10 protein-coding genes are annotated in these 15,079 nt (G+C 66.9%); 5 read left to right on the top strand and 5 right to left on the bottom strand.

The genetic code is table 11. The features are described 5' to 3' along the window. Positions 1-42 precede the first annotated feature (42 nt). The 3 genes from JOY29_RS04170 to JOY29_RS04160 form a co-directional block, all read right to left on the bottom strand. The gene (locus tag JOY29_RS04170) at positions 43-2,241 is read right to left on the bottom strand and encodes a TonB-dependent receptor (RefSeq protein ID WP_300975478.1); all 2,199 of its coding nucleotides are present in this window, start codon (positions 2,239-2,241) and stop codon (positions 43-45) included. Between the two features lie 205 nt (positions 2,242-2,446). Next, positions 2,447-3,358, bottom strand: a complete 912-nt coding sequence (locus JOY29_RS04165; RefSeq protein WP_300974929.1) for a FecR domain-containing protein — start codon at positions 3,356-3,358, stop codon at positions 2,447-2,449. Positions 3,359-3,384: 26 nt separating this feature from the next. Next, positions 3,385-3,987, bottom strand: coding sequence for an RNA polymerase sigma factor (locus JOY29_RS04160; protein ID WP_300974928.1), 603 nt, complete (start codon positions 3,985-3,987; stop codon positions 3,385-3,387). A gap of 133 nt (positions 3,988-4,120) precedes the next feature. On the opposite strand from JOY29_RS04160, the gene JOY29_RS04155 reads away from it, so the two are divergent. The 5 genes from JOY29_RS04155 to JOY29_RS04135 all read left to right on the top strand — a co-directional run bounded on the left by JOY29_RS04155 (position 4,121) and on the right by JOY29_RS04135 (position 11,380). After that, the gene (locus JOY29_RS04155; RefSeq protein WP_300975476.1) at positions 4,121-4,732 is read left to right on the top strand and encodes a TetR/AcrR family transcriptional regulator; all 612 of its coding nucleotides are present in this window, start codon (positions 4,121-4,123) and stop codon (positions 4,730-4,732) included. A gap of 289 nt (positions 4,733-5,021) precedes the next feature. Further along, the gene (locus JOY29_RS04150; protein ID WP_300974927.1) at positions 5,022-5,450 is read left to right on the top strand and encodes a hypothetical protein; all 429 of its coding nucleotides are present in this window, start codon (positions 5,022-5,024) and stop codon (positions 5,448-5,450) included. A gap of 20 nt (positions 5,451-5,470) precedes the next feature. Next, positions 5,471-6,724, top strand: a complete 1,254-nt coding sequence (locus JOY29_RS04145) for an efflux RND transporter periplasmic adaptor subunit (protein WP_300974926.1) — start codon at positions 5,471-5,473, stop codon at positions 6,722-6,724. 50 nt (positions 6,725-6,774) lie between these two features. After that, on the top strand, positions 6,775-9,954 hold the full coding sequence (locus JOY29_RS04140; protein ID WP_300974925.1) for an efflux RND transporter permease subunit: 3,180 nt from the start codon (positions 6,775-6,777) through the stop codon (positions 9,952-9,954). Next, positions 9,908-11,380 (top strand): efflux transporter outer membrane subunit, encoded by a 1,473-nt coding sequence (locus JOY29_RS04135; protein WP_367280030.1) that lies wholly within the window; start codon positions 9,908-9,910, stop codon positions 11,378-11,380. The genes JOY29_RS04140 and JOY29_RS04135 overlap by 47 nt, the downstream gene beginning before the upstream one ends. A 400-nt stretch (positions 11,381-11,780) precedes the next feature. On the opposite strand, the gene JOY29_RS04130 is transcribed toward JOY29_RS04135, so the two are convergent. Both JOY29_RS04130 and JOY29_RS04125 read right to left on the bottom strand, forming a co-directional pair. Beyond that, positions 11,781-14,198 (bottom strand): glycoside hydrolase family 3 protein, encoded by a 2,418-nt coding sequence (locus JOY29_RS04130; RefSeq protein WP_300974924.1) that lies wholly within the window; start codon positions 14,196-14,198, stop codon positions 11,781-11,783. 3 nt (positions 14,199-14,201) lie between these two features. After that, complete coding sequence (locus tag JOY29_RS04125; RefSeq protein WP_300974923.1) at positions 14,202-15,050, bottom strand: glycoside hydrolase family 16 protein; 849 nt, start codon at positions 15,048-15,050, stop codon at positions 14,202-14,204. Positions 15,051-15,079: the final 29 nt, after the last annotated feature.

Raw genomic sequence — 15,079 nt, 5'->3', positions numbered from 1 at the left:
TCATCAGACGGAGACGTCAGGCGGCTACCTTGGCGCCTTCTTTTAGAAAGCCCATTCCAGGCCCACCCGAACCGTGCGCGGACGCAGCGGGGTGAGCTGGTCCGTGCCGGTCTGAACCGGCGCTCCGAAGGTAAAGCGATTCCCAACTGAATCGGTCAGGTTGATGAGGGAGAAGGTGACTGTCCGCTGTCCGCCATTCAGTTTCGCGAGCAAGCCGGAGTCAAAATAGTCGCCCTGGCGCTCGCCGAGCCGCGGGCCGATCCCGAGCCGCGACGCACCAACGTAGCGGCCATAAAGGTTCAGCTGAAGCGAGTTGCCGTTACCAATGTTGCGCCTGTAATGGATTGCTCCCCGGCCTGCCACGCGCGCGATGTTCGGAATTCGCATGTGGCCGGAAGAGGGCAGCGGCGCCGCTGCGAGAAGCCTCGCTAGTTCGGCGCTGGGGCTGTTCACGCGACCATCGTTGAAGGCAATTCCTCCTTCCAGCCTAAGCGTGCTCGTGAGCCGCACACCGCCATTCAACGTGGCCGACCAGATCGTCCCGTCGCCGATGTTTGCAGTGACGGGCAGTCCCGCTCCGTCAAGGTAATCGGCCTGAATTGACCGCCAGCGGCTTCGGCTGACGCTTCCCGCTAGGTCGAAGCGTCCGACCAGAGGCGTGCCGACCCGAAAGCCTGCTTCGGCTGTCGCTAGCAGGTCGCGTCGATAATTTTGGACGCTCTCGTTGGCGATCGATAACCCGCCCGGACGGAAACCCTGCTGATAGCGGAGATAGAGGCTGAGCCCTTCGACCGGTCGCGCGAGGATCGAGGCGGAAGGGAGAAAGCGCCGTTCGTTGCGCTCCGGATCGATTGCCGCAAGCGCCTGAAAGGCAAAGGCACTGAGATGTTGACCCTCACTCGTGAGGTTGGTTTCGGTTAGTCTTGCTCCTGCCGTCATATCGATGAAGTCATTCAATTCGGCCCCTAGTTCGCCGTAGAGCGTCACTTCGTTGATGTGGTTGATGGCGCCGCCGAGGCGCCGTTCAGAGCCCTGCTCGGCGAGGTCGCGACGGACCGCGAAACGATGGTCGAGCAGGCTCAGGCCAACGAGCCAGCTCAGCCCGTTGTGCTTTGGCCGCCAAAGGCGGGTTTCGCTGCTGAACCCTCGTGCGCGGCTGCGCTGGCTCAGCACTCGTTGCTCGGCAAGGCTGCTGAAGTCGAAGCGCTCGTCCACCTCCTGCCGGATGAAGCCAGTGGTGGAGCGCACCCGAAGATCGCCGCTGTCCTTGCGCAGCGTGAAGCTGACGAGCGCGAAATCGGAAGAATAGGGGAGGTCAACCAGACTTGCGCGGCTGAGGCCTTCACCCACGTCGTCCGAATACTGGCTGTCTTCACCCCGGATCCGTTGCCCGGTCAGCTGGACATCGGCGAACCATCCGGGGGTAAGTTCGCTGCTGGCGATTAGCCTCCCGCCGGTCACCGCGACGTCGTTGATGTCGCGGTCACCCGTCAGCCGATTGTCGACATAGCCGCCTTCGTCGCTGCGATAGCCGGTGACCCGCAGGGCAGCGCGTTCCCCGAGCGGCGCGTTGATCGTAGCGGCGATGTCATAGCCGGGCTCGCCATGCTCGGTCGCGGAAAGGCCGACACTGGCCTGCGTGCCAAAGCGCCTGCTGTCCGGCATGTTCGGGCGAAGCAGCATGATTCCGCCCAGCGCGCCCGCGCCATAAAGTGTGCCCTGCGGCCCTTCCAGGATCTCCACCGAATTCATGTCGACCAGCCGGAGGTCCGGATCGGGCCCGGCGTAACCCGTCCTGAGGTCGCCGAGATATTGTCCGACCGGCGACTGGGTCGGGCCACTGAAGCTGGAGTCCGCGATTCCACGGATGAAGAGCTTGTTGCGCCCCGCACCCAGATGCGTCGAGGCGAAACCGACGCTTCGAGCTTCGACCGCCTCCGTGCCCCTCGCGCCGGTGAGGGCCAGATCGTCGCCATCGATGCGCGACCATTGCCCGGGAAAACGTCGGGACAGAGTGTCGCGCTTGCTGGCGGTGACGACGATGTCCTGCGGGGCGGGGTCGGGTAGGGGAGGAGCCGCGCGAACCTGCCTCGGTGGCGGAGTTGGCTGGCGGACAGGAGCCGACACCTGCCGCAGTACAGACAAACGCCGTGGTGACAGGACGAACGACTTCGGACCGACTGCACGCACGTTCAGCCCCGCATGCGCGGCGAGGAGGCGCACGGCATCGGCCGGCGCCATACGCCCCTTGAGCGCAGGAACCTTGCGACTGATCGCGCCACCTCCCTGGAAAGAGATGCTCACGCCGGTCTGGCGGCCGATCGCGAAGACCGCATCGGTCACACTGCCCGGAGGCACGTTGATGGTGATGGTCGATGTTGCCGCGCCAGCCGGAGTTCCGATGAGGACGGCGAGTGAAAGCGACCCTGCAAGCAAGCGTATTGCGTCAGTCCTCCCCGAGTTGCCAACCTTCCCGAGCCGGGCGCACCGAAACTCCCAGCAGGGGACCGAGCGTGGTTGGATCGCGGCGCACGTCGGCAAGGTTGAGGGTGCCAGTGAACCGCTGGCCGCCGAAAGCAGAGTTCGTCGTAAAGACCTGTCCAGTCGACCGCCGGAGGTCGGCGGCGACTTCTCGCACCGGTGCGTCGACATAGACGAGCTGGCCACGGGCCCAAGCACCGGCGACTCCCGCCGGAGCGGCAGTCGACCGCAATCGGGTGGCACCATCCGCCGCGTCAAGCTGCTGACCGGCATCGAGCTTCAATTCGGCACCGCCGGGATCGACCAGCACCGCGCCCTCGCTTACGACCACATGGGTTCGAGCCCCGTTTCGAGTTACCTCGAATTCCGTGCCGATATCGACCAGTTCGAGCTCGCCAGCCTTCACGATCAAGCGATCCTTTCCGGCCAGCCGGAACAATGCCTGTCCGCGCTCCAACCGCACTTTGTCTTTCGACCAGCCAGCGATGGTGATTGCCGTGTCGCCATTGAGCACGAGCTCATTGCCGCTCGCCATGGCGATGGTCCGCTGCTCGCCCGGCCGGGTAATGATCTGCTCGCCCTTCAGCGTCTGAAACGACACCAGCCCGGCGACGCTTGCCGCAACCGACAGCCCCGCGATCAACCAGACACGTCTGCGGTCCGGTTGAGGTGCCTCGACATTGTCCTGAACCATCGCCTGCTCGGCTACGATCGGCGTCATCTCCAGCTCGCTTGCGGCAAGCCGGTGATAGGCTTCGGCGTGCGCCCGATCCTGCTCGAGCCAGGCGGTGAAGCCATCCCAGTCGCAGAACTCGGGATCGTTGGTGCGGACGAGCCAGTTGAGCGCTTCCTCCCGGAGTGAATGGCGCTGGTTCATGTCGTCCCCATGCTGACCTGACGGACTCATTGCGGGTTTTCCTCATGCAATTCGTCCCGCAATCGATCGAGCAGGCGGTAGGCGGTCCGAAGATCGCTCTCGACCGTGCTCTGGCTGACGCCATATTCAGACGCGATCATCCGTTGGCTTATGCCATCCACGCGGTGGCGGAGCAGAATGCTGCGTGCCCGCTCGGGCAATGCGGCCAGCCGCTTCTGGACAAGAGCGGCGCGCTGCGCCGCGTCGAGCCGACGCTCTGGCGAAGGCTCCTGATCCACGCTTTCTGCCGACCGATCCAGAAGCTCAGCCCAAGCGCGGTCACGCTGCCCGGCTTGCGCACGAGACCTGCGCTGGTCGATCATAAGATTGGTCGCGGCACGGTAGAGATAGCCCAGCGACGACTGCACCGGACCTGCCGGACTGGCGAGCAGCTTCATTCGCAGCTCCTGCAACAGATCCTCGACCGCATCGCCGGCACCATGCGCCAGCAGGAAGCGGCGCAGCTCCGGCCCGTGCCGCTCCAGCACGGCCAGCAAGCCCTGAGGATTCGAGCCTTCCAGCATCTGAGTCGCATGCAGTTTTGAGTTACCAGCGGTCAACAGAAGGATGTTTCGCGGGGCAGCCGCCAAGCTTTTGCAATGTCAGCTACCCCCGGAAAGACATGGGTGCAGTCCTTGTCGGGCCTCGATGTTCGCTGGAAGGCCGAGCTGTCTTGAAAAGCGGATTGGAATCCCGGCCGACCCGACTTATATACCGGTCGATATGGTTTCCCTCATGCCCAAGGTCTGCAAAGGTCGACCGCGCGAGTTTGACGTCGACGATGCGTTGGCGGCAGCGCTGCGGGTGTTCTGGAGCAAGGGCTATGAAGGCGCGTCGCTGACCGATCTCACCGAAGCGATGGGGATTACGCGTCCCAGCCTCTATGCCGCCTTCGGGAACAAGGAAGCCCTGTTTCGCAAGGCTCTCGACCTCTACGAGCGCGAGAAGCTCGCCTATGTCGGGGAAGCCCTGGCCGCGCCGACCTCCCGCCAGGTAGCCGAGCGAATGCTGACCGGCGCGCTGGAGATGCAGACCAGCGAATGTGAGCCGCGCGGGTGCCTGCGCGTGATCAGCACCATGAGTTGCGGAGCCGAGGCTGAGTCGGTTCGAGCCGACCTGATTGCTCGCCGGGCGTCCTCGCAGCAGGCACTCATCGACCGGATGAAGCGCGCCAAGGAAGAGGGCGATCTGCCGCCGCATACCGATGTGGAAGGCATCACCAACTACCTGCTTGCAATCCTTCAGGGCATGTCGGTCCAGGCCGGCAGCGGCGCCAGCAAGGCGCAACTTGAGGAAGTGGTGCGCACCAGCCTTGCCATGTGGCCTGGAAAATAGCCGAAAAAGTTTTTTACCAAGCGGTATGAAACTATTGACCTGAGCTGAAGCTGTTTATGTACCATTCAGTATAGAACAGAGGAAAGCTCCAGTGGCACTCCACACAGAAAAGGTCTTCGACACGCGCTAGTCGCGTTCGCTGACAACCATCCAGATCATCGCAGCTTGGTTGCAGGCCGACGCGCGTCATGCGTCGCAGCCACGGTCGCTGCTCATCCGCAATTCCCAGCCGACCCGTGAGGCCTGTGCTTCCCGGATCGACGAGCCGCGTCTTCGAAAGGAACGAACCATGGCCTCCCTTCCCCTTGCCCACTGGCCAATCGACCAGGCCCAGACCGTCCGGCTGCCACGGCCCAGGCTCGTTTCGGTCGAGGCAACCCCGCACTCAATCGTGAAGCCTGCACGCCTGTCGGCGCTCGAATGGTCGGTGGTCGCCCTGGCCGAGCGCGATACGATCGCCAGTCTCAAGGAGCCGGGGAGGATCGCAGCCGCCTTGGAGAACCTGTTCGGTCGGCACCGCCCCAACAAAATGGCCAACCCGCGGTTGGAAGTGCTGCGTCGGCTGTCCGTCTTCGCGTGGCGGCAGGGCTGGAAGGTGCCAGACAGTGAGCTGAAGGCGTTTCTCGCCGAGGGCTTCACCCTTGATCATTACGAGCTGGTCCAGGCCAGCATCGCCGCCAGCCGCAGCCCCCTCCGCCAGCGTGGAGCCAGTCGGTGAACGCCCCGGTGAGTCCCGCCATGGATGAGACTGCAACGCCTGTCGCTCCACCAGCCGGCCTGTCGCGGCTGACCCGCGGGCAGAAAGTTGCGCTTGGCCTCGTCCCACTTGCGCTGGTCGCCGGCATCGCCTTCGGCCGACCAGGTGCAGGTTCGGTTGAGGCTGCGCCGCCGCCCGCGGTGGTGACTGCTGCCGCGCCGCTCGTCCGGCAGGTTGAGGAATGGGACGAATATTCCGGCCGGTTCGAAGCCAGCCGCTCGGTCGAGGTGCGCCCGCGGGTGTCGGGTGCGATCGTCGGGGTGCACTTCGAGGATGGCGCCGTGGTCCGGCAGGGCCAATTGCTGTTCACCATCGACTCGCGTCCGTTCGCAGCATCGCTGGCGGAGGCGCGCGCCGCGGTTTCGGGGGCCCGGAGCGAGCTCAGCCTCGCTCAGGCCGACCTGTCGCGGGCGCTTCGCCTCCTCGATGTCGACGCAGTGGCGCGCAGCGATGTCGACCGCCTTCGTGCGCGGGTCGAGGCTGCGCAGGCTTCCCTGGCCGCAGCCGATGCGCGGGTCCGCTCGCGCCAGCTCGACGTCGGATTTACCCAGGTGAGGGCGCCGATCAGTGGCCGCATCTCCGACCGCCGGATCGATGCGGGCAACCTCGTCCAGGGCGGTCCCGCCGGCGGCGAGGCGACGCTCCTGACCACCATCAATTCGCTCGACCCCATGTACTTCACCTTCGACGCATCAGAGGCCCTGTTCCTCAAGGCACGCCGGGCGCAGGAAAGCGGCAAGGCGCCGAGCGAGGTTCAGGTCCGCCTCCAGGATGAGACCGACTATCGCTGGCGCGGGCGGCTCGACTTCACCGACAATGGGCTCGACACCCGATCGGGCACGATCCGCCTGCGCGCGGTGGTGCAGAACGGGCGGCAGTTCCTGACGCCGGGGATGTTCGGCAATCTCCGGCTTTCCTCAGGCGGGACCACGGCGGCGCTGCTGGTGCCGGACTCGGCGGTCCAGACCGATCAGGCCCGCAAGGTCGTCACCGTGGTCGGTCCTGACGGCAGCCTGGCGCCGCGGCCGGTGGTTGTCGGCCCGTTGATCGATGGCCTGCGGGTGATCCGCTCCGGGCTCGACCCCCGGGAGCGGGTGGTGATCAGCGGTGCCCAGCTCGCCATGCCCGGCATGAAGGTCCAGGTTCGTCCCGGCGCGATCAAGGCGCAGGCACCGGCCGCCGCGGCACCCCGGGCGGCACCGGTCGCCGGCACCGCCACCTTCGCGACCCGCTAATAGACCCTTATCCCAACCGCCCGGCCAAGCGCCGGGCGGGGAGAACAGCCATGCGCTTGTCCCGCTTCTTCATCACCCGCCCGATCTTCGCGGCGGTCATCGCCGTGCTGATCACCGTCATGGGCGGCATCGCCTATCTCGGCCTGCCGGTGTCGCAATATCCCGACATCGTCCCGCCCACCGTCACGGTCAACGCCAGCTATCCCGGCGCCTCGGCCGAGACCGTGTCGGAAACCGTCGCCGCGCCGATCGAGCAGGAGATCAACGGCGTCGACAACATGATCTACATGTCGTCGCAATCGACCGGCGACGGCCGCCTGACGATCACCGTCACCTTCAAGCAGGGCACCGACCTCAACGCCGCGCAGGTGCTGGTCCAGAACCGCGTCGCGGTCGCCACCCCGCGCCTGCCGCAGGAAGTGCAGCGGCTCGGCGTCATCACTCGCAAGACGTCGCCCGACTTCCTGATGGTGGTGAACCTGGTGTCGCCCGACCGGTCGCTCGATCGCGGCTACATGTCCAATTATGCGCTGACCCAGGTGCGCGACCGCCTTGCGCGGCTCGACGGGGTAGGGGACGTGCAGCTGTTCGGCGCCCGCGATTATGCGATGCGGGTGTGGATCGATCCCAATCGCGCCGCCGCGCTCAACCTGACGGCAGGCGAGATCGTCTCCGCCCTGCGCGCCCAGAACGTGCAGGTCGCCGCCGGCACGCTCGGCCAGCCGCCTTATTCCACCGGTGCCGCCTATCAGCTCAATGTCGAGACGCAGGGACGCCTGACCGACCCGCAGCAGTTCGCCAACGTCATCATCCGCAGCGACGCGGACGGCCGCCAGGTTCGCGTCTCCGACGTCGCGCGGGTCGAACTCGGCGCCGCCGACTATGCGTCAAACACCTATCTGTCGGGCGAGCCGACCGTGCTGCTGGGCGTGTTCCAGCGCCCCGGGTCCAACGCGCTGGCGGCCGCCGAGCTGGTCAAGAAGGAGATGGAGGACGCTTCCAAGTCCTTCCCCAAGGGGCTCGAATACAGGGTCATCTACAATCCGACCGAGTTCATCGCCCAGTCGATCGACGAGGTCGGCAAGACCTTGCTCGAGGCGATCGTCCTCGTGGTGCTGGTGATCATCGTCTTTCTCCAGCGCTGGCGGGCCGCCGTGATCCCGGTGGTCGCAATCCCCGTGTCGCTGATCGGCACTTTCGCGGTGCTGCAGATGGTTGGCTATTCGCTCAACAACCTGTCGCTGTTCGGGCTGGTGCTGGCGATCGGGATCGTGGTCGACGATGCCATCGTGGTGGTCGAGAATGTCGAACGCAACCTTGCCAAGGGCATGTCGGCCCTCGATGCCGCGCGAACTTCGATGGACGAAGTCGCCGGAGCGCTGGTGGCGATCGTACTGGTGCTGTGCGCGGTGTTCCTGCCGACCCTGTTCCTCAACGGCCTATCGGGTGCCTTCTACCACCAGTTTGCGGTCACCATCTCGGCCGCGACTTTGATCTCGCTTCTGCTCTCGCTGACCCTGTCGCCGGCAATGGCCGCGCTGCTGCTGAAGCCGCATGGGCACCAGCCGCCGAAGAACCGCCTGGCCGCGATGGCCGAGCGGGCAGGTGACGCCTTCAACCGCTGGTTCGAGCGGTTCAGCGAACGCTATGCTGGACTGACGCGCCGGCTGGTCGCCGCGCCCAAGCGGATGATGGCCGCCTATGCGGTGCTGATCGGGCTTACCGTTGGCCTGTTCTCGATCACCCCGACCGGCTTCATCCCGGCGCAGGATCAGGGCTACTTCCTGACCGTCATCCAGCTTCCGCCGGGCTCTTCGCTGGAGCGGACCGACGAAGTGATGCGCAAGGTCGCCGACCGTATCCTGCCGATCAAGGGCGTCGAAGGCGCGGTGATGCTGGCTGGGTTCGACGGCGCGTCGCAGACGCAGGCACCAAATGCCGCCGCCGCCTATGTTCCGCTGAAGTCGTTCGAGGAGCGCAAGAAGCTTGGCGTCAAGCTTGAGGACATCATGGCCGAAGCGCAGAAGCGCACCGCCGATATCAACGAGGCGCGCCTGCTGATCGTCCCGCCGCCGTTGATCCAGGGTATCGGTTCGGCCGGCGGATATCGCATGATCGTGCAGGATACCGGAGGGCACAGCTTCGCCGAACTCTCCGGACTCTCGTGGGGGATCATCGGCAAGGCCAACCAGACGCCGGGGCTGAAGCAGGTCTATACCCTATTCGACATCTCCACGCCGCGGGTGTTCGCCGACGTCGACCGCGCCAAGGCCGACATGCTGGGCGTGCCGCCGGAGCGGATCTTCGAAGCGTTGCAGGTCTATCTCGGATCGGCTTTCGTCAACGACTTCAACCTCCTCGGCCGTACCTATCGTGTGACGGCGCAGGCCGAAGCGGACGCCCGTGCAAGCGAATCCGACATCGCCAATCTGAGGGCCCGCTCCAACTCTGGTGCGATGGTGCCGATCGGGTCGGTGACGACCTTCGAAGACAAGACCGGACCGTATCGCGTTTCGCGCTACAACGGCTTTCCGGCGGTCGAGATCGACGGCGACACCGCGCCGGGCTATTCTTCGGGCCAGTCGCTGCAGGCGATGGAGGACATCGCTTCGGCGCAGCTGCCCGCCGGCTTCCGCACCGAATGGACCGGCATCGCCTACCAGGAGAAGGCCGCGGGGAGCACGGCCACTCTGGTCTTCGCGCTGGCCGTGCTGTTCGTTTTCCTGGTGCTGGCGGCGCAGTTCGAAAGCCTGGTGCTCCCGCTGTCGATCATCCTGATCGTGCCGATGTGCCTGTTGGCGGCGATGGCGGGCGTGAACCTGCGCGGCATGGACAACAATGTCCTGACGCAGGTCGGGCTGGTGGTGCTGATCGCGCTCGCGGCCAAGAATGCCATCCTGATCGTCGAGTTTGCCCAGCAGGACGAGGCCGCCGGCATGTCGCCGGTCGAGGCCGCGGTGCGGGCAGCGAGAGATCGCCTGCGCCCAATCCTGATGACCAGCTTCGCCTTCATCCTCGGCTCGCTGCCGTTGCTGATTGCCGAAGGAGCAGGGGCGGAGCTTCGCCAGGCGCTCGGCACCGCGGTGTTCTTCGGAATGATCGGTGTGACCGCCTTCGGCCTCATCTTCACCCCCACATTCTACGTCGTCTGCCGGAGCCTTGCCGACCGCATCGCTCGCCTGCGTGAACGCCGCGCGGCGCCCGCCGCTCTGCCCGCGCCGGCAGAATGAGGAGACTAATCATGACCCAGCGCTTGCTGCTGATCGCCGCTTCCGCCCTTGCCCTTGCCGCCTGCGCAAGCGCCCGGACTATGCCGCCCACCCGGTGTCGCCGGCCGCCGCCGCGCCGTTCCTCGGCTCGGACACGCCGCTCGTCACCGCCGCCCAGCCGGCGGGAGACTGGTGGCGCCTGTACCGCGATCCCGTCCTCGACGGCCTGGTCGCCGACGCCCTTGCCGCCAATACCGACGTCCGTGTCGCGGTGGGCCGCCTTGAGCGGGCACGGGCAGTGGTTCGCCAGACCCGCGCCGCCCGTGAGCCGCAAATCGGAGCAAGCGCCGGCGGTCAGGTGGGCCGCTCGCCACAATCCATTGCGGCTGGGCAGGACGGCACCGACCTCCAGCTTGATGCCGGGTTGAGCGTCGCCTATGAGGTCGATCTCGCAGGAAGGCTGAGGCGCTCGATCGAGGCCGCGCGCGGCGATGCCGGCGCTGCCGCCTTCGAGGCCGATGCGGTCCGTGTTCTCGTCGTCGCCGACACCACCCGGGCTTATGCCGACGCGGCTTCGGCGGCGGAGCGTATCGCTGTCGCCGAGCGCATCGTCAGCCTGCTCGACCGCTCGCTCCAGCTGACCGAGCGCCGGCGGGTGGTCGGTCTGGTGACAGGCCTCGATACGGCCCGCATCGCTGCGCTCCGCGATCAACGCCAAGCAGAGATACCGTTGCTGCAAGCCGAACGCACCGCAGCGCTGCTGCGCCTGGCCACCCTGACCGGCCGCGCACCGCGCGACTTGCCGCCCAACGCGGCGGTACGCACTGCCACGCTGGCGCTCTCAAGTCCCATCCCGGTCGGCGACGGCGCCGGGCTGCTTGCCCGCAGACCGGACGTGCGTGCTGCCGAGCGGCGCCTCGCTTCCGCTACCGCCAGGATCGGCGTGGCCACCGCCGACCTCTATCCGAGCATCTCTCTCGGTGGCTCTGTCGGCGGAAGCGGCACAAGCGTATCGAGTCTGTTCAACCCGCTTAGCTGGCTGGCCGGGCCGTTGCTCAGTTGGACGGTCAACCGGAGCGCGACCCGGGCCCGCATTGCCGCGGCCGAAGCAGACAGCCGGATTGCATTGGCCCACTTTGACGGCAGCATCCTGACCGCCTTGCAGGAAACCGAAACAGCCCTGTCTGCCTATCAGCGCACCCAGCAACGGCGCACCGCGCTGGCCTCCGCCCGGACCCAGGCCGAAGCGGTGGTTCGCCGCACCCGTGCGTTGCAGCGCGAAGGTCAGATCAGCTCGCTCGAACTGCTCGACGCCGAACGGACCTTTGCCGATGCCGAGGCCGCTCTGGCCGAAAGCGACGCTCGGATCGTCGAAGCGCAGATCGATCTGTTCCGGGCTCTCGGTGGTAACTGGGGAGTTGGCGCTGCCGCAGGACGGAACGGGTGAACCGATCAGCCAGCGCGCCGCCATCGGCCGCCTCGGCCCCCATGTGGCGCGGGTAGACGGGCGGCATTTGCTATCCGCGGGAGATCGAGTGCAAGTGGCCGACCGCCGAGGCTCTGGCTGATTTGCGCCACTCCGTTCGACCAAGGACAAAGCCAATGAGGACAGACTCAGTCGGTGGTGACCCGTACGGGAGCCGCCACCGGCCCATCTGACTTATCAGGAAGGAGCGGGGCGACCGGCAGCGTTCCGTTGACCTCGCTCGTAGTGGAACGCGCGCTTCTCGCCGGCCTTGCCGAGGACGCGGTTGCGCTGGTTCCCCTCCGCCACGTCGAAGCGCCGCGCGGCCCAGGCGATCTTCCAGTCGAAGTTGGGGCCGGGCGAACCCTGCAGCGCGGGAATTTCAGAAGGTGCCGGCGCAGCCCTGCTGTTCAGTGCGTGCGGGGACCGAGCGCATTGCCGAGATGCGAAAGGTGACGGGCGCTTCCGCCCGCAGAGTCCACGGCGAGCGGCCGAGGCAAGGGGCTGGCAGCCGCATCTGTCGCCAGCCCTTGCCGGCGGCGACGACCAAGGTCTCGGTGAGGTCGAGCGAGCTGCCGAAGCGGACCGGCCCTGCGGGGGCCACGTCGATCGCATAGTCGATCAGCAGGTCCTGCCCGGTGGCATTCGATGCCTTCAGCATCAGGCTTGCAGGGCCGGTCCAGGCGAGCTGGCGGCTGTCCTCCTGCGCGTGGCGATCGACGCCGCGGACGGAGAAGGTTCCGGCCGGCCCCTGGCCAATGCCATTGGGGAGCGGCGCGGTGCCGCTCGCATCCTGCACGCTGAGGGTGAGGCCGGAGGTGCTGCCGCGGGCAAAGAGGGTGCGTTCCTGGTCCTGGCGGTCGAGCAGGGCGCAAGCGGCGTCGAAGGTCCGGCCGGCGGGTGGAGGCGCGGCATAGCCATAACCCTCGCCGCGGCGGAACAGCGGGAACCCGTCAGAACCGTTGCCGGCATCGGCGTCGCAGCGGGCCGGCCAGCTGAAGGGGAGGCGGCCGGTGAAATCGTGGCGGACTTCGCGGTTGGGTCCGCCGATCAGCACGTCGGCGATGCCCGCTCCCTCGCTGCCCGGAAGCCAGGCGGCGACGAAGGCGTCGGCCTCGGCAAGGAAGCGGTTCACCCAGAGCGGACGGCCGGAGAGGAAGACGGCGACGACCGGGATGCCCTGCGCGCGCAGGCGGCGCATGGTCGCGAGAGCGGCATCGTCCTGAAAGGCGAAGTCCTTCCGGTCGCCGCTGAATTCGGCGTAGGGCTCCTCGCCGAAGACGACGATGGCGGCGTCCGGGCGCTCGGAGGTGTGGCCATCGGGAGCAAGGATCGCCCGGCCGCCTCCGTGCGCCAGCGCAGCGGCGATGCCGGCCTGAATGCTGGTTGCGCCGGGGAAGTCGGTGTTGGTCAGCGCGCCGCCGCCCTGCCAGGTGATCGACCACCCGCCCGACTGCTGCGCAATGTTGTCGGCGGCGGTGCCGGCGACCAGCACGGTGGCGCCGGCGCGGACCGGCAGGACTCCGTCATTCTTGAGAAGGACGAGCGACTTGCGCACCGCCTCACGGGCGATGGCACGGTGGTCGGCGCTGCCGATCAGGTCGAACTTGCCACCGAGCAGCCGGGCCGAGGGCTTGGGCCGGTCGAACAGTGCGGCGGCGGACTTGAGGCGGAGGACCCGGCGAACCGCTTCGTCGAGGCGCGCCTGCGGAACGGTGCCGGCATTGACCTGTGCGACCAGCCGCTCGTGCAGGCCCTTCCACTCTTCGGGGGCCATGAAGACGTCGAGGCCGGCCATCAACGCCTGCGGACAGTCGGTGTTGGTGCAGCCCGGGACCTGACCATGTCCGTTCCAGTCGCCGACGGTCAGGCCCTTGAAGCCCATTTCGCCGCGCAGCAGGTCGGTCAGCAGGGGCTTGCTGCCGTGCATCTTCTCGCCGTTGATCGAGGAGAAGCTGGCCATGACCGTCTGCACGTCGGCCGCGAAGGCGGGATAATAGGGCGTCGCATGGATCGCCTTCAGCGCTGGCATGGTGCCGCGGGCATTGCCCTGGTCGACGCCATTGGTCCCGCCGTCGCCGAAGAAATGCTTGGCGGTGGCGATGACCCGGTCCTGCGCCAGGAACTCCGGCGTGCCCGGGCGACCCTGCAGCCCTTCGACCATCGCCGCGCCCAGACGGCCGACGAACAGAGCGTCCTCGCCATAGCTTTCGTAGGTGCGACCCCAGCGGTCATCGCGGGCGACCGCGATGGTTGGGGCGAAGGTCCAGTCGATGCCGGTGACCGCGATCTCGGCGGCGGTGGCGCGGCCGATCCGGCGAACGAGATCCTCGTCCCCCGCCGCGCCGAGCGCGATATTGTGCGGGAAGATGGTAGCGCCGGGGACATTGCTGTGGCCGTGGACGGCATCGGTTGCCCACAGCAGCGGGATGACCGGCCCGCCATCCTCCATCGGTGCGGTCGAGGCTTCCCACATGGTGTCGGCGAGCTTCAGCCACTCGGGCGCCGGGGCCTTGTCATTGTTGCCGGGTCCGCTGTTGCCGCCGTTGAGGATCGTACCGAAGCGGTAGCGGCGGACGTCCTCGGGGGTGATCGTCAAGATGTCCGGCATGACCAGCTGGGCGACCTTGCGCTCGACGGTCATGCGGGCGAGCAGCGTGTCGATCGCGGCTTCCTGCTGCGCTGCGATCCCCTGAGCGGTCGGGGGCTGCGGCGGCGGCGAGGGGAAGAGGGTCGTGCAGCCGGCGAGCAGCAAGGCGAGGGGTGCGGCGGCCAGCCTGGCGGACGATCGACGGATCAAGGTCTATTCCTTGGCTGGACGGGCCGCGGCGGCGGGGGCGCGCTGGTAGACGCGGACGTGGTCGATCTCCATCCGCGCCGGCAAGCTTGCGGGATCGATCCCCTGCTGCCCGCCCCAGGTACCGCCGACGGCGATGTTGAGGAGCAGGTGCATCGGCTTGTCGAACGGCCAGCGGTCGCGCCCGCCGGTGACCTTGCGGAACATAAAGCGGGCATCGTCGTCGACGCCCATGACAAGGAAGTCGGGGGTCCACAGCAACTGGTAGCGGTGGAAGGCGGTGCAGGCGGTCGGGACCGCTTGGCCCATCGTCTTCTGGGTGCCGTTGGCGAAGTTGAAAGCGCCGGTGTGGACCGAGTGGTGAACCTTGCCGGGCTCGAAACCGACATGCTCCATGATGTCGATCTCGCCGCCCTTCGGCCATTTCACCGAGCCGTCCTCGGGCAGCATCCAGATGGCCGGCCAGGTCCCGCGTCCGCACGGCAGCTTGGCCTTGATCTCGTAAAAACCGTAGGTCCAAGCGGCGCGGCCGCGGGTGACGAGCCGGGCGGAGCTGTAGGCCTTGCCGGCCGCCTCCGGGAGCGCTTCGGCGCGCGCCTCGATGATCAAGCGGCCGTTCTCGACCCGCGCATTTTCCGGCCTGCGGGCGGTATAATGCTGCTTTTCCTGATTGCCCCAACCGGTGGCATTTCCCTCGGTCGCATAGTCCCATTTGGCCGGGTCCGGCAGGCCCGAGCCGTCGAACTCGTCGGCAAAGACGAGGGTCATGCCGGCGGGATTGCGGTGCGGATCGCGGGCGGGTGCGGCAGTGGCCGGCTGGGCAACCAGGCTGGCGGCGGCGGCAAGCAGGAACATGTCGGCTCGTCTCCAGTCGAATGAAAGGC

This window comes from Sphingomonas sp. LHG3406-1 (assembly GCF_029637485.1).
Taxonomy (GTDB): domain Bacteria; phylum Pseudomonadota; class Alphaproteobacteria; order Sphingomonadales; family Sphingomonadaceae; genus Sphingomicrobium.
The sequence above is the reverse complement of the archived record's forward strand: the minus strand, read 5'-3'. Positions and strand labels throughout refer to the sequence as shown.

Coding starts and splice junctions, on each gene's coding strand:
- JOY29_RS04170 (WP_300975478.1), bottom strand. CDS start 2,241: ATGGCGCCGGCCGATGCCGTGCGCCTCCTCGCCGCGCATGCGGGGCTG.
- JOY29_RS04165 (WP_300974929.1), bottom strand. CDS start 3,358: ATGAACCAGCGCCATTCACTCCGGGAGGAAGCGCTCAACTGGCTCGTC.
- JOY29_RS04155 (WP_300975476.1), top strand. CDS start 4,121: ATGGTTTCCCTCATGCCCAAGGTCTGCAAAGGTCGACCGCGCGAGTTT.
- JOY29_RS04150 (WP_300974927.1), top strand. CDS start 5,022: ATGGCCTCCCTTCCCCTTGCCCACTGGCCAATCGACCAGGCCCAGACC.
- JOY29_RS04145 (WP_300974926.1), top strand. CDS start 5,471: ATGGATGAGACTGCAACGCCTGTCGCTCCACCAGCCGGCCTGTCGCGG.
- JOY29_RS04140 (WP_300974925.1), top strand. CDS start 6,775: ATGCGCTTGTCCCGCTTCTTCATCACCCGCCCGATCTTCGCGGCGGTC.
- JOY29_RS04125 (WP_300974923.1), bottom strand. CDS start 15,050: ATGTTCCTGCTTGCCGCCGCCGCCAGCCTGGTTGCCCAGCCGGCCACT.